This window comes from Micromonospora fulviviridis (assembly GCF_014648395.1).
Taxonomy (GTDB): Bacteria; Actinomycetota; Actinomycetes; order Mycobacteriales; family Micromonosporaceae; genus Micromonospora; species Micromonospora fulviviridis.
In genome coordinates this window covers 394,919-413,959 of record NZ_BMRA01000006.1, presented here as the reverse complement: position 1 = coordinate 413,959, position 19,041 = coordinate 394,919, and the positions used below count along the sequence as shown (strand labels likewise).

Annotated in this window: 19 protein-coding genes; 11 read left to right on the top strand and 8 right to left on the bottom strand. The window is 74.4% G+C overall.

Annotation, left to right across the window (positions count from 1 at the left end; translation table 11 throughout):
* Positions 1-167: 167 nt before the first annotated feature.
* From IEY96_RS18780 to rox, 5 genes are all read left to right on the top strand, one after another.
* Positions 168-737 carry a hypothetical protein gene (locus IEY96_RS18780; protein WP_189196086.1) on the top strand — a complete coding sequence of 190 codons (570 nt, stop codon included), beginning with the start codon at positions 168-170 and terminating at the stop codon, positions 735-737.
* Positions 734-3,949: a glycosyltransferase gene (locus IEY96_RS18775; protein ID WP_189196085.1), complete on the top strand. Its 3,216-nt coding sequence runs from the start codon at positions 734-736 to the stop codon at positions 3,947-3,949. Before IEY96_RS18780 ends, IEY96_RS18775 begins: the two co-directional genes overlap by 4 nt.
* A 263-nt stretch (positions 3,950-4,212) precedes the next feature.
* On the top strand, positions 4,213-4,698 hold the full coding sequence (locus IEY96_RS18770; RefSeq protein WP_189196084.1) for a hypothetical protein: 486 nt from the start codon (positions 4,213-4,215) through the stop codon (positions 4,696-4,698).
* Positions 4,699-4,744: 46 nt separating this feature from the next.
* Positions 4,745-5,203 carry an HNH endonuclease gene (locus tag IEY96_RS18765; protein WP_189196083.1) on the top strand — a complete coding sequence of 153 codons (459 nt, stop codon included), beginning with the start codon at positions 4,745-4,747 and terminating at the stop codon, positions 5,201-5,203.
* A 325-nt stretch (positions 5,204-5,528) separates the two neighbouring features.
* Positions 5,529-6,995 carry a rifampin monooxygenase gene (rox, locus tag IEY96_RS18760; RefSeq protein WP_189196082.1) on the top strand — a complete coding sequence of 489 codons (1,467 nt, stop codon included), beginning with the start codon at positions 5,529-5,531 and terminating at the stop codon, positions 6,993-6,995.
* Positions 6,996-7,066: 71 nt separating this feature from the next.
* Here the strand turns inward: rox and IEY96_RS18755 are convergent, their stop codons facing one another.
* On the bottom strand, positions 7,067-8,272 hold the full coding sequence (locus IEY96_RS18755; RefSeq protein ID WP_189196081.1) for an erythromycin esterase family protein: 1,206 nt from the start codon (positions 8,270-8,272) through the stop codon (positions 7,067-7,069).
* Between the two features lie 58 nt (positions 8,273-8,330).
* On the opposite strand from IEY96_RS18755, the gene IEY96_RS32750 reads away from it, so the two are divergent.
* Both IEY96_RS32750 and IEY96_RS18745 read left to right on the top strand, forming a co-directional pair.
* Positions 8,331-9,065: a TioE family transcriptional regulator gene (locus IEY96_RS32750; protein WP_268247158.1), complete on the top strand. Its 735-nt coding sequence runs from the start codon at positions 8,331-8,333 to the stop codon at positions 9,063-9,065.
* Between the two features lie 43 nt (positions 9,066-9,108).
* A complete protein-coding gene (locus IEY96_RS18745; protein ID WP_189196079.1) occupies positions 9,109-9,693 on the top strand; it encodes a TetR/AcrR family transcriptional regulator in 585 nt (194 codons plus the stop codon).
* 51 nt (positions 9,694-9,744) lie between these two features.
* Here the strand turns inward: IEY96_RS18745 and IEY96_RS18740 are convergent, their stop codons facing one another.
* On the bottom strand, positions 9,745-10,224 hold the full coding sequence (locus tag IEY96_RS18740) for a DnaJ family domain-containing protein (protein WP_189196078.1): 480 nt from the start codon (positions 10,222-10,224) through the stop codon (positions 9,745-9,747).
* Positions 10,225-10,381: 157 nt separating this feature from the next.
* On the opposite strand from IEY96_RS18740, the gene IEY96_RS18735 reads away from it, so the two are divergent.
* Both IEY96_RS18735 and IEY96_RS18730 read left to right on the top strand, forming a co-directional pair.
* Complete coding sequence (locus IEY96_RS18735) at positions 10,382-10,810, top strand: YkvA family protein (protein WP_189196077.1); 429 nt, start codon at positions 10,382-10,384, stop codon at positions 10,808-10,810.
* A gap of 20 nt (positions 10,811-10,830) precedes the next feature.
* A complete protein-coding gene (locus IEY96_RS18730) occupies positions 10,831-11,523 on the top strand; it encodes a sulfite exporter TauE/SafE family protein (protein ID WP_229791698.1) in 693 nt (230 codons plus the stop codon).
* A 12-nt stretch (positions 11,524-11,535) separates the two neighbouring features.
* Here the strand turns inward: IEY96_RS18730 and IEY96_RS18725 are convergent, their stop codons facing one another.
* On the bottom strand, positions 11,536-12,084 hold the full coding sequence (locus IEY96_RS18725; protein WP_189196076.1) for a GNAT family N-acetyltransferase: 549 nt from the start codon (positions 12,082-12,084) through the stop codon (positions 11,536-11,538).
* Between the two features lie 101 nt (positions 12,085-12,185).
* On the opposite strand from IEY96_RS18725, the gene IEY96_RS18720 reads away from it, so the two are divergent.
* Positions 12,186-12,836, top strand: a complete 651-nt coding sequence (locus IEY96_RS18720; RefSeq protein WP_107077016.1) for a LysE family translocator — start codon at positions 12,186-12,188, stop codon at positions 12,834-12,836.
* A 19-nt stretch (positions 12,837-12,855) separates the two neighbouring features.
* Here IEY96_RS18720 and IEY96_RS18715 read toward each other — a convergent pair whose 3' ends face one another.
* From IEY96_RS18715 to IEY96_RS18700, 4 genes are read right to left on the bottom strand one after another with little or no spacing between them, the layout of a single operon-like run.
* Entirely contained in the window at positions 12,856-13,365 is a 510-nt protein-coding gene (locus IEY96_RS18715) for an NUDIX hydrolase (RefSeq protein ID WP_189196075.1), read from the bottom strand.
* Between the two features lie 9 nt (positions 13,366-13,374).
* Positions 13,375-14,199, bottom strand: a complete 825-nt coding sequence (locus IEY96_RS18710) for an SDR family NAD(P)-dependent oxidoreductase (protein WP_189196074.1) — start codon at positions 14,197-14,199, stop codon at positions 13,375-13,377.
* Positions 14,196-15,509, bottom strand: coding sequence for a flavin-containing monooxygenase (locus tag IEY96_RS18705; protein ID WP_189196073.1), 1,314 nt, complete (start codon positions 15,507-15,509; stop codon positions 14,196-14,198). The genes IEY96_RS18710 and IEY96_RS18705 overlap by 4 nt, the downstream gene beginning before the upstream one ends.
* A gap of 53 nt (positions 15,510-15,562) precedes the next feature.
* Entirely contained in the window at positions 15,563-16,207 is a 645-nt protein-coding gene (locus IEY96_RS18700; protein WP_189196201.1) for a TetR/AcrR family transcriptional regulator, read from the bottom strand.
* Positions 16,208-16,284: 77 nt separating this feature from the next.
* Here IEY96_RS18700 and IEY96_RS18695 point away from each other — a divergent pair, with 77 nt between their 5' ends.
* Positions 16,285-17,640, top strand: a complete 1,356-nt coding sequence (locus tag IEY96_RS18695; protein WP_189196072.1) for an MFS transporter — start codon at positions 16,285-16,287, stop codon at positions 17,638-17,640.
* On the opposite strand, the gene IEY96_RS18690 is transcribed toward IEY96_RS18695, so the two are convergent.
* A complete protein-coding gene (locus tag IEY96_RS18690) occupies positions 17,592-19,013 on the bottom strand; it encodes an MFS transporter (protein ID WP_189196071.1) in 1,422 nt (473 codons plus the stop codon). The genes IEY96_RS18695 and IEY96_RS18690 overlap by 49 nt on opposite strands.
* Positions 19,014-19,041: the final 28 nt, after the last annotated feature.

Below are 19,041 nucleotides of genomic sequence, written 5' to 3'. Positions count from 1 at the left end.
CGCGGAACATTGTGGACGTTAATCCTGTTTCGCCGGTCAAAGCCCTGCTGCTCCGTTTGGGGCGAGCGTGCCTGCTGTTCCGGATATGCGAATGGTGAAACAATCCGCCCCTGCCCTCACCTTCAAATCGGGACATACACTCCCAACCTCCCCAATAGCCTCAGCCGGTGGCTTCTCGCATCCCGTTCGACCGGCTCCCCGGCGGCCCGCACCCTCCGACGACGACCCTCCTGCCCCGGCCCGCCCGACCGGTCTTCGTGGACGCCACCGGCACCCGCCAGCAACGGATCCAGCGCGCGGGCGTCCTCGTCGCGGTGGCCTCGCTGAGCTACCTGCCGATGGCCGCGAGCGCCCTGCTCCCCGGCCCCGCGACGCCGCTGCTGCCCGGCCCGGTCTCGGTCGGAGGCGCCCCGAGCGGCGGAACCAGCCACGCACCGGTCCTCGCCCCCTCGCCCGGGCCCACGGCCCCGCGCCCGGCTCCGCGGTCGACGACCATCGTGGACCCACCACCGGCGCGGGCCGCCGCGCCGCGCCCCGCCCGCAACGCGGGACCGGCGCCACGACGGGCAGACCCCGCACCGGTGGACGACCGGCCCGCCGACCCGGCCCCGACACCGTCGGCGCCCCCGTCACCGCCCGACCAGTCGCCGGCCGCCACACCGACACCCCCCGCCCCCACCGGACCCGCCACCAGCCTGCCCAACCCGCCGGAGCCCGGTCCGGAGGTCGTCGGATGAGCCTGTCGAGGCGGCGCGCCGCCGGCCGGTTCGTCGTCGCGTCCCTGGCCCTGGTGGTCGGCTCCGTACTGCTGGTCGAGGCCTACGCGAACGCCAGCTTCCGCCCCGACCACGTCCGCGACGCCGAGGACCAGGCCACCGTGCCGACGGAGATCCTGAGCGGCGGGCCGGTGCTCGACGCCCGGGGCGACCAACCCCGCACCTACCGCCTGCCCGCGCGGACCATCGCCCTCACCTTCGACGACGGGCCCGACCCGACCTGGACCCCGCGGGTCCTCGACGTCCTGCGCCGGCACCAGGCCCCGGCCACCTTCTTCGTCATCGGGTCGCAGGTGGCCCGCCACCCGGACCTGGCCCGGCGCACCGTGGCCGAGGGGCACGAACTCGGCGTGCACACCTTCACCCATCCCGACGCCAGCCTGCTGCCCGGCTGGCGGCAACGGATGGAGTACGCGCAGACCCAGATGGCGATCGTGCACGCCGCGGGAGTCCGGACGAGCCTGCTGCGCTTCCCGTACTCCTCGGTGCCCAGCGCCGTCGACGACGCCAACTGGCCGGTGATCCGGCGGGCCGCCGGGCAGGGCTACCTGACCGTGGTCAACGACCTCGACGGCGAGGACTGGGCCCGACCCGGGGTGGACTCCATCGTGCGGAACCTGACGCCGCCCGGCGACGCGGGCGCCGTGGTGCTGCTGCACGACGCCGGCGGGGACCGGTCGCAGACCCTCGCGGCCCTGGACCGGTTCATCCCGCTGATGCGCGCCCGCGGCTACACCTTCACCACGGTGAGCGCCGGGATCAACCGCGCCCGGCCGGACGCGCCCGCGTTCGCCGGCAACGTCGGGGCGTCCACCGGCGACCGCTGGCGGGCCGCCCCGGTCTGCTGGGCGATCCGGCTGGCCGACGGGATCCTGCGTGGCCTCGCCCTGGTCTTCGTGGCGGTCGGGCTGCTCATGCTGATCCGTACCGTGATGCTGCTCCTGCTGGCCCGCCGGCTGGCCCGCCGCCGCCGGGCCCAGCGCTGGCCCTGGGGAGTGACGACCGCGCCGGTGTCGGTCATCGTGCCCGCCTACAACGAGCGGGCCGGCATCGTCGCCACCGTCCGGTCCCTGGTCGCCAACGACCACCCCGTGATCGAGGTGATCGTGGTCGACGACGGCTCGACCGACGGCACCGCCGACCTCGTCGACGCGCTCGGCCTGCCCGGCGTGCGGGTCATCCGCAAACCCAACGGCGGCAAGGCGACCGCCCTCAACACCGGACTCCTGTACGCCTCGCACGACATCATCGTCACCGTCGACGCGGACACCGTCTTCGAGCCGGACGCGATCCGGCGGCTCGTCGAACCGTTCACCGACCCCGGGATCGGCGCGGTGGCCGGGAACGTCAAGGTCGCCAACCGGCACCGCCTGCTCGGCCAGTGGCAGCACATCGAGTACGTCATCGGCTTCAGCCTGGACCGCCGGTTCTACGAGAAGCTGGGCTGCATCCCGACGGTGCCCGGCGCGATCGGCGCGTTCCGGCGCCGCGCCCTGACCACGGTCGGCGGGATGAGCGGCGACACCCTGGCCGAGGACACCGACGTCACCATGGCGGTGCTGCGGGCCGGCTGGCGGGTGGTGTACCAGGACCGGGCCCGCGCCTGGACGGAGGCGCCCGCCTCGGTGGGCGACCTGTGGCGGCAGCGCTACCGCTGGAGCTACGGCACCCTCCAGTCGATGTGGAAGCACCGCGGGGCCATCCGCGACCGGGGTGCCGGTCGCCGGTTCGGCCGCTTCGGGCTGCCCATGCTCGCCCTGTTCGGCGTGCTGCTCCCCCTGCTCGGGCCGGTGCTCGACCTGCTGGCCGTCTACGGACTGTTCTTCCTGGACACCACGAAGACGGCGGTGGCCTGGCTGGTCATGCTGGCCGTGCAACTGCTCACCGCCGCGGTGGCCTTCAAACTCGACCGGGAGCCGCTGCGCCCGCTGCTCACCCTGCCGATCCAGCAGTTCGCCTACCGCCAGCTGATGTACCTGGTGCTGGCCCGCTCCATGGTGACCGCGCTGACCGGCGCCCGGCTGGGCTGGCGCCGGGTGAAACGGGCCGGTGAGCCGGTCGCGGGGACGCCCGTGGCGCTGGGCGCCGAGGCGCGGCCGGGCCGGGACCGCTGGTTCGACACGTTGCGGGCGCTCGCGCTGGGCCGGGTCATCGCGTACCACATGTTCGGCGCCGCCTGGCTGAGCCTCGTCTTCCCCGCCATGGGGGTGATGTTCGCCCTCGGCGGCGCGCTGATGGCCCGCTCACTGGACCGTACGCCGGAGCGGGCGGTCAGCGGCCGGATGCGCCGCCTCCTGCCCGGGCTGTGGGCCCTCGGCCTGGTGCTGGTGCCGCTGATGCTCTGGCACGGCTGGTCCGACCGGCCCGCCTGGCCGGCGCTGCTGACCTGGGCGGTGCCGCTGGTGCAGCCGCCGGGCAACGAGTGGGCGGCGGACGTGACCGGGGTGCTCTGGTACCTGGTGACGTACCTCTGGCTGGTGCTGCTCTCCCCCGCGATGCTGGCGCTGCACCGACGGTGGCCGGTGTGGTCGGTGCTCGTACCCCTGGCCGGCGTGGTGCTGCTGCAGACCGCGGCGCCCGGGTTCGACGGGCCGGTGGAGTCGGTGCTGACCGACCTGGCCATGTTCAGTGCCTGCTGGCTGGTGGGTTTCGCGCACCAGGACCGCCGGCTGCGGCGGCTCTCGCTGCCGGCGCTGCTGGGCCTGGCGGCGCTCTGCCTGGGGGTCGCGGTCGGCTGGCTGGTGACCCACCCGGACGCGGGCCGCGACCTCAACGACATCCCGGTGGCGCAGGCGTTCTGGTCGCTCGGGTTCGTGCTGGTGCTGCTGCGCGTCACGCCGCCGATGGGCTGGCTGGCCCGGATCCGGCCGCTGGACCGGCTCGTGACCGCGCTGAACAGCCGCGCGCTGACCATCTACCTGTGGCACAACGCCGCCATCGCGGTCTGCTTCGCCGTGGGTGACCTGATCGGCGTCTGGCGGGTCGGCCCGGTCGGCTACCTGGTGGTGGCCCTCGTGCTGCTCACCGGTCTGGTGCTCGCCCTCGGCTGGATCGAGGACCTCAGCGCCCGGCGGCCGCCCCGACTGCTGCCCTGGCCCCGGCGCACCACCGCGCAGCTTCCCGTGGTGGGTCCCACCACGGTGGAACCCGCACCAACTCCCGTGAGGACGTGAACACGTGCGACACGAACATTCAAATCGTCATAACCAGTTAAATATGTCGCATACTTGACTCACGTCGGTGGGCGCACCCGGACGGGTCCGCCCACCTCCGGAGACGACGTCGCCGCGGGCCGGCCGCCCGCGGAGGCGCGAAGGCGGTGATTGGGGTGATCACCGCGGCCGGCACGGGTCTCGCCCTCCTACGGGCCCGTGCCGGCCACCCCCCACCCGAACTCTCGACGCCTGATCCCTCACAGGTCAGAAGCGGAGCGCAGATGGCGATGTGGCACCCGCCGACGCCGGCGGAGCAGGAACTGTGGAACGCGGTGGTGACCGGGGTGCGGGCGGCCGACGAGTCGGACCTGGCGGGCATCGACGCCGCGGTCGACCGGCTGTCGCGGCTGCCCCACCCGTGGGCGTACCAGGTCCTCGGGGACACCGCCGGACTGCTCATCGAGGAACTCGACCCGGACGGCCAGGACGTCTGGCCGCTGCTGGCGGCCCAGCTCGACGACGAGGACCCGGCCAACCGGGCGGTCCGGCGCAGCCGCGCGTCCCTGCATCCGGCCGGCCGGCGGTCAGCCGTGCCCGAGGCCGGCGAGCCGGAAGCGCTGCGGCGACGCCTGCTGCTCATCGCCCGGCTGGCCGACGTCACCCAGGTCGGTGTCGGCGCGTTCCTCGACGTCGCGCTGGCCGACAACGACGACCGGGCCCCTCGGGCGCCGTCCAACTCGCTCCCGCACTGCCGCCTGGGCCAGTGAGCCTCTCGGCAGGCGACCCGTCGGTACCCCTTCCTATGCTCACGTGATGCTGTCGCAGGTGACCGGCCTCTCCCGGCACTTCACCGAGGAGTCCCTGAAGGCGTACCTGCTCGCGCGGTCGGAACGACTGCCGACCGGCTGCCTCATCGTGCGCGGCTACGGCAGCCGGCGCGGGGTCCACCAGAAGGTCGCCGGGCGGGCGTGGGCCCATGTCGCCGCCTACGCGGTCTTCGTCGGCGGCTACCGGCCCGACCTGGACGTGCATCACGTCTGCGAGGTCGCCGACTGCATCGAGCCGACCCATCTCCGTCAGCTCAGCCACGCCGAGAACTGCCGGCAGCGCAGGCAGCAGCCCCGGTGCCGCAACGGGCACGACCGCGAGGTGGACCCCACCACCGGTCGCCTGCGGAAGGTCTGTCGGCGCTGCAACAGCGAGGCGCAGAAGCGGTGGCGGGAGCGCCGGGCCGCCGAGGTGGCCGCGGCGAGGGCGAGCTACCGGCCTTAGGGCCGCGGCTACACCAGCGTAAAGCATTACGCACAGGAACTGTCATTATGATGCACCGAGCTTATGTCCCCTTTGTGCAGATGGATTGCCGGATTGCTGTAACTGGTAATCCTTTAATTGGCGTCGTGGTCGGCGGCGGGGAAAGGGCTGGACGGGACGATGGTCAGGCTTGTAACTTCCAGTTGCCCGTGACACCGCCCGAGGAGGTGAGACCCATGAACGCTGTAACGATGTGGGTGCTCCCCCTTCCGGTCACGGTCGGGCGATTGACGTAGGTGTCGCCGGGAGCGCCTCCCCAACGAGGCACTCCCGAAAGGCAACACCTATGCACTCTCTGCCGTTCACCGCCGAGCCGTCGCCGGCCCTCCAGTTCGACGTGATCATTGCCGGGTGCGGGCCGACCGGTGCCATGCTGGCCGCCGAACTCCGGCTGCACGATGTGCGGGTACTCGTCCTGGAGAAGGAAACCGAGCCCGCCTCCTTCGTCCGCATAGTCGGTCTGCACATTCGCAGCATCGAGCTGATGGCGATGCGCGGGCTCCTGGAGCGCATCCTCGAACGCGGAAGACGCCGTCCGGCCGGCGGCTTCTTCGCCGCCATCAACAAACCCGCGCCGGAGGGCCTGGATTCCGCGTACGCCTATCTGCTGGGCATCCCGCAGCCGGTCATCGTCCACCTGCTCGAACAACATGCGACCGAACTGGGTGCGCAGGTCCGGCGCGGTGCTGCGGTGGCCGGTTTCGAGCAGGACGACGACGGTGTGACCGTCGAGCTGGCCGACGGGGAACGGCTGCGTTCGCGCTATCTCGTCGGCTGTGACGGCGGGCGTAGCACGGTGCGCAAGCTGCTCGGCGTCGGCTTCCCCGGCGAGCCCTCGCGGACCGAGACGCTGATGGGCGAGGTGAATCTGGCCGCGCCGCAGGAGGAGGTCACCGCCAAGGTGACCGAGATCCGCGAGAAGGAGCCGCGCGTCAGCCTCACGCCCGCAGGCGTCGGGGTCTATCGCGTCGTGCTCCCCGCCGCGGGCGTCAGCGACCGCACGGAGCCGCCCACTCTCGACGATTTCCAGCAACAGTTGCGCGCCATCGCCGGAACCGATTTCGGCATGCACTCCCCGCGCTGGTTGTCCCGCTTCGGGGATGCCACACGGCTGGCCGAACGGTATCGGGTCGGGCGGGTGCTGCTGGCCGGCGATGCCGCACACATCCATCCACCCATCGGCGGGCAGGGCCTCAACCTGGGTGTCCAGGACGCATTCAACCTCGGCTGGAAACTGGCCGCGCAGGTCCGCGGCTGGGCGCCGGAAACACTGCTGGACACCTACCAGGCCGAACGCCGTCCGGTCGCCGAGGACGTGCTGGACAACACCCGCGCCCAGATGGAACTGCTCTCCGACGGACCGGGCCCGCGGGCCGTGCGCAGGCTGCTCACCGAACTGATGGACTTCGACGAGGTGAACCGCCATCTGATCGAGAAGATCACCGCGATCGACATCCGCTACGACTTCGGCGCGGGTCCCGACCTGCTCGGCCGCCGCCTGCGCGACGTCGACGTGAAGCAGGGCCACCTCTACGGTCTGCTGCATCGCGGCCGGGGCCTGCTGCTGGACCGCACCGAGCGCCTGACCGTCGGCGGCTGGTCGGACCGGGTCGATCACCTCGCGGATCCCACCGCGGTACTGGAGGTTCCGTGCGTCCTGCTGCGCCCCGACGGCCACGTGGCCTGGATCGGCGACGATCAGCAGGACCTGGACGACCACCTCGCCCGCTGGTTCGGCGAGTCCGCCAACTGATCTCGCCTGTGCAACCGCTCACCGAGCCCGGTTGGCGGACCGCAGGTCAACCCCGACTCAGCCTCCCCAGGTCAACGAGAGGAGACAGCGTCCTTGACGAACACGAGCCCGTCGGTGCCGGACAGGTGCGCCGGGTCCAGCGGGGCGTAGCCGAACCAGGGGGACACGCGCGCAGCGGGCGCCACCTCGCCGATGGTCGCGGCCAGCCGGCGGGAGTCGACGACGTACCGGTCCTCCGGGAGCGCGTACAGGAGCCCTTCGATGGTGTCCGGGGGTGGCGTCTCCACACCGTGGTGGCGGATCGTGCCGAGGGCCGTGGCCAGGAAGGCGTACTCCTCGCCCAGTTGGGCGCTGACGAGCGCGCCGGCGCTCCACCACTCGACCGGCAGGCCGCCCATCCGCATCGAGCTCTTCTGCCGCTGCAGATGGCTGTTGTGGGCGTGCACCAGCGTCGGGCCCCGTTCGGCGAGGGCGAGCAGGTTGGCGGCCATCATCGAGTCCCGCACGCCGAGCAGCCGCGCCATGCGGCTGGGTGACGTGTCGGCCATCGCGAAGTGGTAGCGCAGGAGGCCGGTGGCGGTGCGCCCGTACAGGCGCGCCCGGTCCCAGTCGTCCTGTGCGGACGCCGCGACCAGGTGTGGCGTCTGCGCGTCGAGCACGGCCACCAGTTCGTCGGCGAGCAGGCGCAACTCCCTGGCCTCGGCCGTGCGCCCCACGGACCGGGTCGGGTCCATCATCGCGGCGGGATTCGTCCATTGTTCGTCGGCGCCGAGCAGGCGGTCGAGCGTTTCCGCGGTGCAGGGAAGCAGGCCGGCGTCGACCCGGGCCGCGAGGTAGCCGTGAAGGGCGGTGAGGGCCTGCCGGGGGCTGGCGGCGGCGGTGATCTCCAGCGGTCCGTCGAACCCGGCGAAGCGCACGCGCTCGGACGCGGGACGGCCCTCGTTGTACGCGCGCATCCAGCGCACCAGTTCACGGTTGCCCGGGAAGGCGCCCCACTCGTGGCTGAAGCCGCGCGCCATGACCTCGTCGAGGGTGCCCGTGCCCGACGTGACGTGGTCGTCGACCACTAGGCCCATCAGGCAGTCGCTCTCGATGGTGATCGTGCGGTAGCCCTCCCGTTCGACGAGTTGCCGGAAGAGATCGTTGCGCAGGCCGAGGAGAGCCTCCTCGCCGTGGGTGGGCTCGCCCAGGGCGAGCAGCCGCGGCCGGGCCGGGAGCAGTCCCATGACGACAGCAGCGTCGACGGCATGCGCGGTGTCGGTGATACCAGCAGTCATGCCCTCAACGCTATCGTTGAACCGTCGGTTGAAACTTCTCCGCAGACTTGGCAGGACAGTGCGCCAAAACCCTCAAGGCGGTGGTCGGCTGAGGCCGGTTGACCTGGCGCGTCGGCACGGTCTGTCCACCCAGGCGATCAGGAACTACGAGGCGGCCGGCGTCCTTCCGGCCGCGGAACGCACCCCCCACGGCTACCGCACCTACACGCCGCTGCACGCGAGCGCGCTGAACGCGTTCCTGGCCCTCGTGCCCGGACACGGCCACGGGACGGCCACGTCGATCATGCGGGCGGTCAACCGGGACGCGATCGGGGAAGCCCTCCGGCTCATCGACGAGAGCCACGCGCAGCTCCTCGACGACCGCCGCACGCTCCAGGCCGTCGAGGCCGCTCTGCGCGACCTGGAACCCGTGCCGCCGGAACGCGGCGACACGTTCGTCGGCCCGCTGTCGAGAAGGCTGGGCATCCGCCCGGCCACCCTGCGCAAGTGGGAACGCGCCGGTGTGGTCCAGCCGCGCCGCGACCCGCGGACGGGCTACCGGGTCTACAGCGCCGCCGACGTACGCGACACCCTGCTGGTCCACCAGCTCAGGCGGGGCGGCCACCTGCTGGAGCAGATCGCGCCGCTGATCGCCCAGGTCCGCTCCGCCGGGGGCGTCGCACCCCTCGAATCGACGCTGCACGACTGGCACGCCCGCCTCTCGGCCCGCAGCCGCGCCATGCTCAGCGGAGCCGCGGCGCTGGACGCCTATCTGGACTGCCGAGCGACCGCACCCGACGGCGCGGCCGAGTGAGGCGGGGTTGCCGGTATGGACGGGTTCGGTAAATAGTTACTGCATGAGTGGCAGCCGGACCGCCCTGCTCGACGCGGCGGCGGAGGAGTTCGCCCGCACCGGCCTGCACGGCACCCGGGTGCAGGCGGTGGTCCGGCGCGCCGGGGTCAACGAGCGCATGATCTACCACCACTTCGGCAGCAAGGAAGGGCTCTACGCGGCCGTCATCGACGAGCAGCGGGCGGGGCTGGCCGCCGCCTGGGCGCCGGTGCTCGACCGGGCCGCCACCCTCGACCCGTACGCGGGGATGCGCGCCGCCTTCACCGGCTTCTACGACCTCCTGCGGGCCCGCCCCCGGCTGCTGGCGCTGATGCTGCACGAGTCGCTGAGCGGGTCCGGCGCGCTGTCCCTGCCGACCGCCGACCAGCTCCCCACGGCGATCCGCGACCTCTACGAGCGCGGCCAGTCCGAGGGCGCCTTCCGCGCCGACTGCCCGTTCGAGGTGGCGTACGCGACCGCGATGGGCGCGCTCATGGCGGTGCAGGTCTTCGCTTCCCCGTTCACCGCCGGGGCCGGCACGCCGGAGCTGCGGGACCGGGTGGTCGGGCAGCTGCTCGACGGGATGACCGGGCCGGTTCCCGGCCGCTGAGCCAGCGCACCGCGGAGCCCGAGCCTCCGAAGTGAGCAGCTACCGCAGGGATCAGCGGCGCCGCCAGGGCCACCACCGGCGGCGGGGCGCCGGGGCTGGGCGGTTCTCGGGGCTCGCCGCCGGGGTCACCCGCTCGGCCGCCGCCCGCTCGCGGGCGGCCCGCCAGTCGCGGACCACCTCGTCGGCGTTCACCGGCCGGACCACCACGCGGGGCCCGGTGGGCGTGCGCAGCCACGCCACCACCTCGGTGTTGAGGGCACCCACGTACGCCCGTACCGACTCCTCGGTGGGCAGGTCGCGCACCTCGTCCGGGAGCTTCTCGATGCGGCGGCGCAGTTGCAGCGGGGTGGGCAGGAGCAGGTCGCTCGGAAGCTGTTCGCGCTCCAGGAAACTCCGGATCCACCAGCCCTCGTCATAGGGCAGGTCCCGACCGGGGATCGGCTTGCCGGCGCCCGGCAGGTTGTCGAACTCGCCGCGCTCCTGGGCCGAGCGGATCTGCGCCTCGACCGCGGCCTCCCAGCCTGTCGTCACCGCCGTCACCTCCCGTACTCCACCGTATCCGCGGGTCAACGACCATATTCAGCGCCGGTCGGGACCCGGCTGTTCCCGTCCGGCGGCCCGCGGCGGTGCGGCGTACATTCCTGGTGGGCCGGCGGGCGGCCCGTACCCCGGGCGGGAGGACCACGGCGTGCGCGACTGGCTCATCGGGCTCGGGGTCGCGGTGGCCTGCCTGCTGGCCAGCTGGGCGCTGCTGGTGCTCCTGGCCCGGCGGCTGCCCCCGGGCATCCTGCGCGACCTGGCGGCGTTCATCCCGGACTGCCTGACCACCGTGCGCCGGCTGCGGCGCGACCCCCGGGTGCCGCGCCGGGCCAAGGCGGCGATCGTGTTCGCCGGGCTGTGGCTGGCCAGCCCGATCGACCTGATCCCCGAGTTCCTGCCGGTCATCGGCCCGCTCGACGACATCGTGGTGGTGGCGCTCGCGCTGCGCTACGCCGGCCGTCAGGTCCCCCGGCAGGTGCTGCTCGACGCGTGGCCGGGTGAGCCCCGGCTGCTGCTGCGCCTGCTCGGCCCGGCGCCGGCGGCCACCGGGCCGGGCGCCGAGGGACCCGCACGCTGAGCACCCTGCTGGCCGCCTCGGTGGCGGCGTTCCTGCTGGCCGTGCTGTCCGCGGTGACCGGTTTCGGCGGCGGTGTCCTGCTGCTGCCGGTCTTCACCGCGCTGTTCGGACTGCGCGTCGCGGTGCCCGTGCTCACCCTCACCCAGCTGGGCAGCAACGCCGCGCGGGTCTGGCTCAACCGGCGGGAGCTGCACGCGTCCCTCGCCGGCCGTTTCGCGCTCGGCGCGGTGCCGTTCGCCCTGGCGGGGGCGCTGCTGCTGGCCCACGCGCCGCTGGCCGCCCTGAAACGACTGCTCGGAGTGTTCCTGCTGGGCGTCGTCGCGTGGCGCCGCCTCGGCCGGCCGCCGGGACGGCCCGGCGCGCGGACCTTCGTGGCGGTCGGCGCGGCCTCCGGGCTCGGGTCGGCGCTGCTCGGCTCGGTCGGCCCGCTCACCGCGCCGTTCTTCCTGGCCTACGGGCTGACCCGGGCCGCGTACGTGGGCACCGAGGCCGCCGCCGCACTCACCCTGCACCTGGCGAAGACCGCCGGGTACGCCGGGGCGGGACTGCTCGGCCGGCAGGTGCTGCTGCTCGGGGCGGCGCTGACCCCGGCCACCCTGGCCGGCGCGTGGGTGGGGCGGCGCATCGTCGGCCGGATCAGCGACCGGACCTTCGTCGCCCTGGTGGAGGCGGGACTGGTCGCGGCCGCCCTGCTCTTCCTGGCCGGCCGCTGACGGTGGCCCGGCTCAGGGCCGGTGGCGCACGTGCCGGTGACCGTCGCGCGGGAACGGCGGCCGGGCCGGCAGCACCTCCGCGAAGGCGTACCCGCTCTTCTCCGCCACGCGGCAGGAGGCCGGGTTGTCGACCTGGTGCAGCAGTTCCAGGCGGGTGAGACCGCCCGCGGCGAACCGGGCGAACGCCCAGTCGGTGACCGCCGCCACGGCCCGCGGCGCGACGCCGCGGCCCCGGGCCGGCGCGGCCGTCCAGTAGCCCACCTCGGCGTCCGGCCGGCCCGGGCTGACCTCCTTGAGCACCACGTTGGCCACCAGCCGCTCCCCCTCGGCGGTGGGCTCCAGGACGGCGAAGTTGAACCGGCGGTCGGCCGCCCAGCCCTGCCGGCTGCGGCGCAGGAACGCGCGGGCCTCGGCGCGGGTGGTCACCGGGAGCCGGGTCCAGGAGCGCAGCACCGGGTCCCGGTACGCGGCCAGCAGCGCCTCGGCGTCGTCGTCGCGCCAGGGGCGCAGCAGCAGGCCGGGGGCGGAGGGGGTGGCGGCGGCGTGGAGCACGATCGGCATCCCGGCAGTGTCGCCCGTCACGCCCCCGCCCGGCGAGCCCGCCCTCCCCGCGCCGGACCGTGGGCGTAGGGTCCGGGCAGGACCGACGGCGGGGAGGCAACGTGGTCACGGTCGGCGCGCTGGTGGGGATCGCCCTGGTGGCGTTGGGTCTGGTGCTCACGCCCGGCCCGAACATGGTCTATCTGGTGTCCCGGTCGGTCACCCAGGGCCGGCGGGCCGGGCTGGTGTCGCTGCTGGGTGTGGCCGTGGGGTTCCTGGTCTACCTGGCCGCCGCGGTTGCCGGCATCGCCACGGTCTTCGTGCTGGTCCCGCCGCTGTACACGGCCGTGAAGCTGGGCGGCGCGGCCTACCTGCTCTGGCTGGCCTGGCGGACCCTGCGCCCGGGCGGCCGGTCGGCGTTCACCCCGGCGCCGCTGCCGCCGGACCGTCCCCGGCGGCTGTTCACCATGGGTCTGGTCACCAACCTGCTGAACCCGAAGATCGCCATCCTCTACGTGTCCCTGCTGCCGCAGTTCGTCGACCCGGCGCGGGGGCACGTGGCGGTGCAGAGCCTGCTGCTGGGGCTGACCCAGATCGGCATCGCGTTGACCGTGAACGGGCTGATCGTGCTCACCGCCGGCACGGTGTCGGCGTTCCTCACCCGCCGGCCGGCCTGGGCTCGGGCCCAGCGCTACGTGATGGGCACCGTGCTGGCCGGCCTCGCGATCCGCATCGCCGCGGACCGCTCGCGCGCCGCCGTCGCCACGCCCTGACCGGTACGGCCCGGCGCGTTCAGAGGTTGTCGGGCCGGCTGAGCGCCGGATGGCGTTCGCCCGGTGCGGCGTACCAGGGGTCGGTGTCCTCGCGCAGGGCGGTGGCGATCCGCAGGCGCGACCAGTCGTCGAGCTCGGGCAGTTCGTCGGGGGCGAACCAGCCGACCGCGAGGGACTCGTCGCCGTCGGCGGTGGCGGTGCCGCCCGCTGCCCGGCAGCGGAACCAGACGTTGAGGAACTCGCAGGCGTCCCCGTTGGGGTAGACGACTGGATGGGTGGCCACCCCGCCGATCCGCTCGATCTCGACCTCGATGCCGGTCTCCTCGCGGACCTCGCGGACCAGCGCGTCGGCGGGCTGCTCGCCCGGGTCGACGGTGCCGGCCGGCACGGACCAGCGGCCGTTGTCGCCGCGGCGGGCCAGCAGCACCCGCCCGGCCTCGTCGGTCACCACGGCGCTGACCCCGTACAGCATGAGCAGGTCGCGTCCGATGTGCCGGCGCATCCGTGCGATGTAGGGCGAGACAGGCATGGCGGCACCCTACCGGCGGGCCTCCCAGTGCCGCCGCACCATGCCGGCGGCCAGTGGCGCGGCGTCCAGGTCCCCGGCGGCGATCCGCCCCGCGACGGTACGGCGCACCAACCGGTCGGCGAGCGCGGGCGCGTGCCGGGCCAGGGCCAGCTCCAGCCGTCCCCGCGCGGTGGTGGCCACGTCCCGGGGCGCCCGGCGGGCGGTGGCGGCGCGCAGGATCGCCGCGACGACCCCCTCGACGGGTTCCAGCCGGGACACCCCGCTCAGCGACAGCCCGGCCTCGGCGGTGCTGTCGTGAATCGGGGAGGCGACCATGCTCGGGTAGACGACGCTGACCCCGACGTGGGTGCCGACCTCGTGGCGCAGCGCGTCGGCGTACGCGACGACGGCCCGCTTGCTCACCCCGTACGCGGCCGCCAGCGGCAGCGGCAGCACCGCCATCCGGCTGGCCACGAAGACCACCCGGCCACGCGCCGCCTCCAGGGCGGGCAGCGCCGCGGCCGTGGTGCGCCAGGCGGCGAGCAGGTTGACCTCCAGCTGCCGGCGGACCACCTCGTCCGGGGGCAGCTCAGCCGGGGCGGGCCCGCCGACACCGGCGTTGTTGACCAGCAGGTCCAGCCCGCCGAGCCGGTCCACGGCGGCGGCCACCGCGGCCGGCACGGCGGCCGGGTCGGTCAGGTCGCAGCCGAGCACCGGCACCGCGCCGTCCTCGTCCGGGTGCAGGTCCAGCCCCACGACGCGGGCGCCGGCCCCGGTCAACGCGGCGCACAGGTGCCGCCCGAAGGTTCCCCGCGCGCCGGTGACCAGCACCCGCCGTCCCGCCAGGGCGCTCACCGCCGCACCTCCGCCCGGCGCCGCCCGGCGGCCAGCTCCCGCTCCAGCTCGGCCAGGTACGCGTCGAAGTCGACCCGCATGTGCGGCCGGCGCTGCCCCCACCGGGTGGTGGCGGCGCGCAGCTCGGCGCGGCAGGCGGCCGCCTGCCGGTCCCGGTCCGGCGGCGCCCAGGTGCCGGCGAGCCACCCGGCGACCAGCCGGGCCTGGGCCTCGACCAGCGGGAACGCCGCGCCGGTGGACTGCATCAGCCCGACGAAGGCCAGGCCGGGGGCGTCCAGGTGGAACACGTGCCGGTACAGGGGCAGCCGGTCGGCGCCGTCGCCGAGCAGTTCGGGGTCGAGGAAGGGGATCTCCACCCGGTAGCCGGTGCACCAGATGACGAGGTCCACCTCGTCGGAGCGGCCGTCGGTGAACTCGACCCGGTCGCCGGCCCACCGGGCGATGCCGGGACGGGCCTGGATGTCGCCGTGGGTGAGCCGGGACAGCAGCCCGTCGGAGAGGGTGGGGTGGTCCTGGAGGAAGCCGTGGGCGGGCGCGGGCAGCCCGTACCGGTCGGGTGGACCGACGGTGGCGGTGAGCATGGTCTGACTGATCCGCTGCCGCAGCCGCCAGGGCAGCCGGCGCGCGAGCGCCCCGTTGAGGGTGTCGGAGGGGCGACCGAGCAGGTACTTGGGCACCACCCAGACCCCGCGGCGCAGTGACAGCAGGGTGCGGGCGGCCGCGTACGAGGCGTCGACGGCGATGTCCATGGCGGAGTTGCCCCCGCCGACCACCAGCACCCGCCGGCCGGCGAGCTGTTCCGGGCCCCGGTAGTCGTGGCTGTGCAGCTGCTCCGCGGTGCACCCGCCCGGGTACGGGTCGGGCCACTTCGGCACCCGGTTGTGCCCGTTGGCCACGACCACGGCCTCGACGTCGAGGTGCACCGGCCCGTCGGGGCCGGTGGCGTGCACGGTCCAGCCGCCGTCGGCGGTCCGGGTGACCCGGTCGACGGTGTGCCCGAGCCGCACGGCGTCGCGCAGCCCGAATCGGTCGGCGTAGTCGGCGAGGTAGCCGGCGATGCGGCCGTGGTCCGGGTAGTCGGGCCAGTGTGCCGGCATCGGGTGGTCGGCGAACTGGGTGCGCCCCTTGCTGGTGTTCAGGTGCAGCGTCCGGTACGCCGGCGAGCCGGGCGACCCGTACACCCAGAGGCCGCCGACGGTGTCGGCGGTCTCGAACGCGACCGCCGGCACGCCGGCGTCGGCGAGTGCCTTGAGGGTGGCCAGTCCGGCAGCGCCGGCGCCGATGACCGCCACCCTGGGTCGTGCCGTCATGCCCGCCTCCTAATCCAACGACTGCTGGATAATCCCCGGCGGGCGGCGGCCCGTCAAGGGGTGGCCGGCGGGTACAGCCCGTCGAGGAAGCGGTGCACGAAGGTGCGGAACTCGCGCCGCTCGCGGGCGCCGGAGCCGTCCTGCGCGGCGAGGGCCACCACGTGCCCGTGCACCGCCCAGACCAGGCTGCGCACGGTGACGTGCGGGGCCGGCTCGACCAGCGCACCGCCCGCGGCCGCCGCGGCGAGCAACTCCTCGACCAGCGCGTAGAGCGGGGCCGCGTACCGCTGGTCGAGGTCGGCGTGCCGGTGCGGCTCCAGCCAGCGGCGCAGCCACAGCGCGGTGGTCTCCGGCCGGTCCTCCAGGAAGTCCACGAACACGTCGACCAGGTCGTGCAGCGCCCGCAGCGCCTCGGCGCGCCCGGACGCCAGGGCTGTCCGGGCGCGCTCGCCGGCCGCCTCGAGGACCTCCCGCTCGGCGGCGAAGACCCGGGCGAAGCAGGCGTCGTAGAGCTCGGCCTTCGTGCCCGTGTGGTGGGCGACGGTGGCCACGTCGACGCCCGCCGCGGCGGCGACGTCGCGCAGGCCGACCGCGTCGAAGCCACGCTCGGCGAAGAGCGCCGTGGCGGCGGCGAGCACCAGGTCGCGGGTGGGCCGCTGGTCGCCGCGGCGCGGCCGGCCGGGTCGGCGGCGGGGCATGGTCATCCCGCCATTGTTCCCCCTACAATCCAGCATCCGTTGGATTGGGGGCGGCGTGCCCCGAGGAGGGGGCGACCATGACCGGGCTCGACCAGCGGCGGCAGGCCGCCGCCCTGCCGCGCGGTCCGCTGGCCGGCTTCGCCGCCGGCTCGCTCGGCATGGGTGTCTGGGTCACCGTGCCCGGGTTGCTGCTGCTCTACTTCCTCACCGACGTCCTCGCGGTGGCCCCGTGGCTGGCGGGGCTGAGCCTGCTGCTGCCGAAGATCGCCGACGTGCTGCTGCACCCCTGGATCGGGCACCGCTGCGACGTCGAGCAGGCCCGCCGCGGCCACCGGCGGCGGCTGCTGCTGGCCGGCTGCGCCCTGCCGCTGGCCTTCGCCGCGCTGTTCGCGGTGCCCGGCGGGTTGAGCGGGGCGGCGGCCGCGGCCTGGGTGGCGCTGTTCTTCGTCGCCGGGAACCTGCTCTTCGCCGCCTACCAGGTGCCCTACCTGGCGACCCCGGCGGACCTGCGGATCGGCTACCACGAGCGCACCCGGCTGATGGCCTTCCGGATGGTGGTGCTCACCCTCGGCATCCTGGTCTCCGGGCTGCTCGCGCCGTTGCTGGCCGGCGGTGACGCCGCCACCCGCGCCGGTTACCTGCGGATGGCGGCGCTGCTCGCGGTGGGGATGCTCGGGGCCATGGTGGTCGGCGTCGCCGGGATCGACCGGCTGCGCCGCACCGCCGCCGTGCCGGCGCCGCCGCACGGGGCGGGCGGGTGGTCGACCCTCGTGGCGAGCCTGCGCGACCGGCAGTTCCGCTGGCTGGTCGGCGCGTACCTGGCCATGTCGACGACCACCCACCTGGTGCTGGCCGGGGTGCCCTACTACGCCGAGTACGAGCTGGGCCGCCCGAAGCTCACCACCGTGCTGGTCGCCGCGTTCGTCGCGCCGGCGCTCCTGGTCACCCCGGCCTGGCTGACCCTGGCCCGGCGGGTCGGCAAGCAGCCGGCGCTGCTCGCGGCACAGATCGCGTTCGCCGCCGGCGCGCTGGTGCTGGCCGTCGGCCGGCCGGCCGGGCTGCCGGTGCTGGTCGGCGCCGTGGCGGTGCTCGGGGTGGCGTTCGCCGGGATGCAGCTGTTGCCGTTCTCGATGCTGCCCGACGTCATCCGCGCCGCCGACGCCGACCGGGCCGGCACCTACACCGGGGTGTGGACCGCCACCGAGGCCACCGGCGCGGCGCTCGGCCCGTACGCCTACGCGCTCTGCCTGGCCGGCGGCGGTTTCGTGGCCTCCTCGGCCGGGCAGGCGGTCACCCAGTCGGCGGGTGCGCTGGCGGCGATCCGGTACGGCTTCGGCCTGCTGCCGGCCGCCGTCATGGTGGTCGCGGTGCTGCTGCAACGCCGCTACACCCTCGACCGCGCCGCCCGCGCGGACGCCGAAGGTGTCGACTGACGGGCGGCGCGCGCGACGGCGAGGAGGAACAGGCCGCAGGCCGCGACCAGGAGCCACCCCGGGCGGGACGCGCGGGCCAGGCCCGCCGGGCCGACCCCGGCGACGAGCCCGCCGGCGACGGCGATGCCGATGGCCGAGCCGAGCTGCCGTGCGGTGGAGGTGATCGCCCCGGCGACGCCGGCCCGCGCCGCCGGCAGGCCGCTCACCGCGATGTTGGTGATCGGAGCGTTGGCGAAGCCGAAGCCGATGCCGATGAGCAGGTAGGCCGGGACGAGCTGCCGAGGGTCCGGGTCGGGACGCAGACCGACGAGGCTGAGCCCGCCCACGGTGAGGAACGTGCCGGCGAGCAGGAGCGGCCGGCGTGCCCCGTACCGCCCGGTCAGCCGGCCCGACAGCGGTGCGCAGACCGTGGCGCCCAGCGCCAGGGGCAGGGTCGCGGTCCCCGCGGCGAGCGGGGTCCAGCCGTGCCCGTGCTGCAGGTACAGCGTGGTGAGGAGCAGGCTGACGGTGAGCGCGACGAACACGGCCACCGCGCCCAGCACCGCCGTGGTGAAGGCCGGCCGCCGGAACAGCCCCAGCTCCATCAGGGGCTCGTGGCGACGCCGCTCGACCGCCACGAAGCCCACCGTGGCCGCGGCGGCGACCAGGTACGCGGCCCACGCCGTCGGTGACGCCCAGCCGACGCGCGGACCTTCGATAAGCACGGCGACGCAGACGCACACCACGACGGTGAGGAGAACCTGGCCCGGCAGGTCGAGCCGCCGGGCGCGCGCGGCGCGGGACTCCGGTACGAACAGCGCGCTCAGCACGAGCGCGGCCACCACGACCGGGACGTTGACCCAGAACACCGACCGCCACCCGAACGCCGCGATGAGCGCGCCGCCGGCGACCGGTCCGGCCGCCATGCTGAGCCCGAAGACGGAAGCCCAGATCCCGATCGCCTGCGCCCGCTCCCGAGGGTCGGGCATCGCGTTCACCACGATGGCCAGGGCCACCGGGCTGAGCATCGACGCCCCGACGCCCTGGACGACCCGTGCCGCGACGAGCGCGCCGAGCGACGGCGCGATCGCGCACGCCAGCGACGCGGCGCCGAAGACGAGCAGCCCGCAGCGGAAGACCCGGCGCCGGCCCAGCCGGTCGGCCAGCGCCCCCGAGGAGATCAGCAGGCTGGCAAGCACCACGGTGTAGGCGTCCACCACCCATTCCAGGCTCCGGGTGCCCACCCCCAGCGCGTCGCCGATTGCGGGCAGGCCGACGTTGACGATCGTGGTGTCCAGCCCGACCAGCAACATGCTCAGCGCGCAGATCGCCAACACCGCCCACCGTCGGCGCACGGGCAGGTCGGCTCGAACAGTCAGGGATGTCGCGGCCATCCGCTCACCTCCAGGTCGGGGAACGTGC

Bases quoted from the DNA above. Each gene is read 5' to 3' on its own strand.
- IEY96_RS18745 (WP_189196079.1), top strand. From the start codon at position 9,109: ATGAGTGGCAGCCGGACCGCCCTGCTCGACGCGGCGGCGGAGGAGTTC.
- rox (WP_189196082.1), top strand. From the start codon at position 5,529: ATGCACTCTCTGCCGTTCACCGCCGAGCCGTCGCCGGCCCTCCAGTTC.
- IEY96_RS18775 (WP_189196085.1), top strand. From the start codon at position 734: ATGAGCCTGTCGAGGCGGCGCGCCGCCGGCCGGTTCGTCGTCGCGTCC.
- IEY96_RS18700 (WP_189196201.1), bottom strand. From the start codon at position 16,207: ATGCCCCGCCGCCGACCCGGCCGGCCGCGCCGCGGCGACCAGCGGCCC.
- IEY96_RS18715 (WP_189196075.1), bottom strand. From the start codon at position 13,365: ATGCCTGTCTCGCCCTACATCGCACGGATGCGCCGGCACATCGGACGC.
- IEY96_RS18755 (WP_189196081.1), bottom strand. From the start codon at position 8,272: ATGACTGCTGGTATCACCGACACCGCGCATGCCGTCGACGCTGCTGTC.
- IEY96_RS18765 (WP_189196083.1), top strand. From the start codon at position 4,745: ATGCTGTCGCAGGTGACCGGCCTCTCCCGGCACTTCACCGAGGAGTCC.
- IEY96_RS18725 (WP_189196076.1), bottom strand. From the start codon at position 12,084: ATGCCGATCGTGCTCCACGCCGCCGCCACCCCCTCCGCCCCCGGCCTG.
- IEY96_RS18690 (WP_189196071.1), bottom strand. From the start codon at position 19,013: ATGGCCGCGACATCCCTGACTGTTCGAGCCGACCTGCCCGTGCGCCGA.
- IEY96_RS18705 (WP_189196073.1), bottom strand. From the start codon at position 15,509: ATGACGGCACGACCCAGGGTGGCGGTCATCGGCGCCGGCGCTGCCGGA.
- IEY96_RS18695 (WP_189196072.1), top strand. From the start codon at position 16,285: ATGACCGGGCTCGACCAGCGGCGGCAGGCCGCCGCCCTGCCGCGCGGT.
- IEY96_RS18770 (WP_189196084.1), top strand. From the start codon at position 4,213: ATGGCGATGTGGCACCCGCCGACGCCGGCGGAGCAGGAACTGTGGAAC.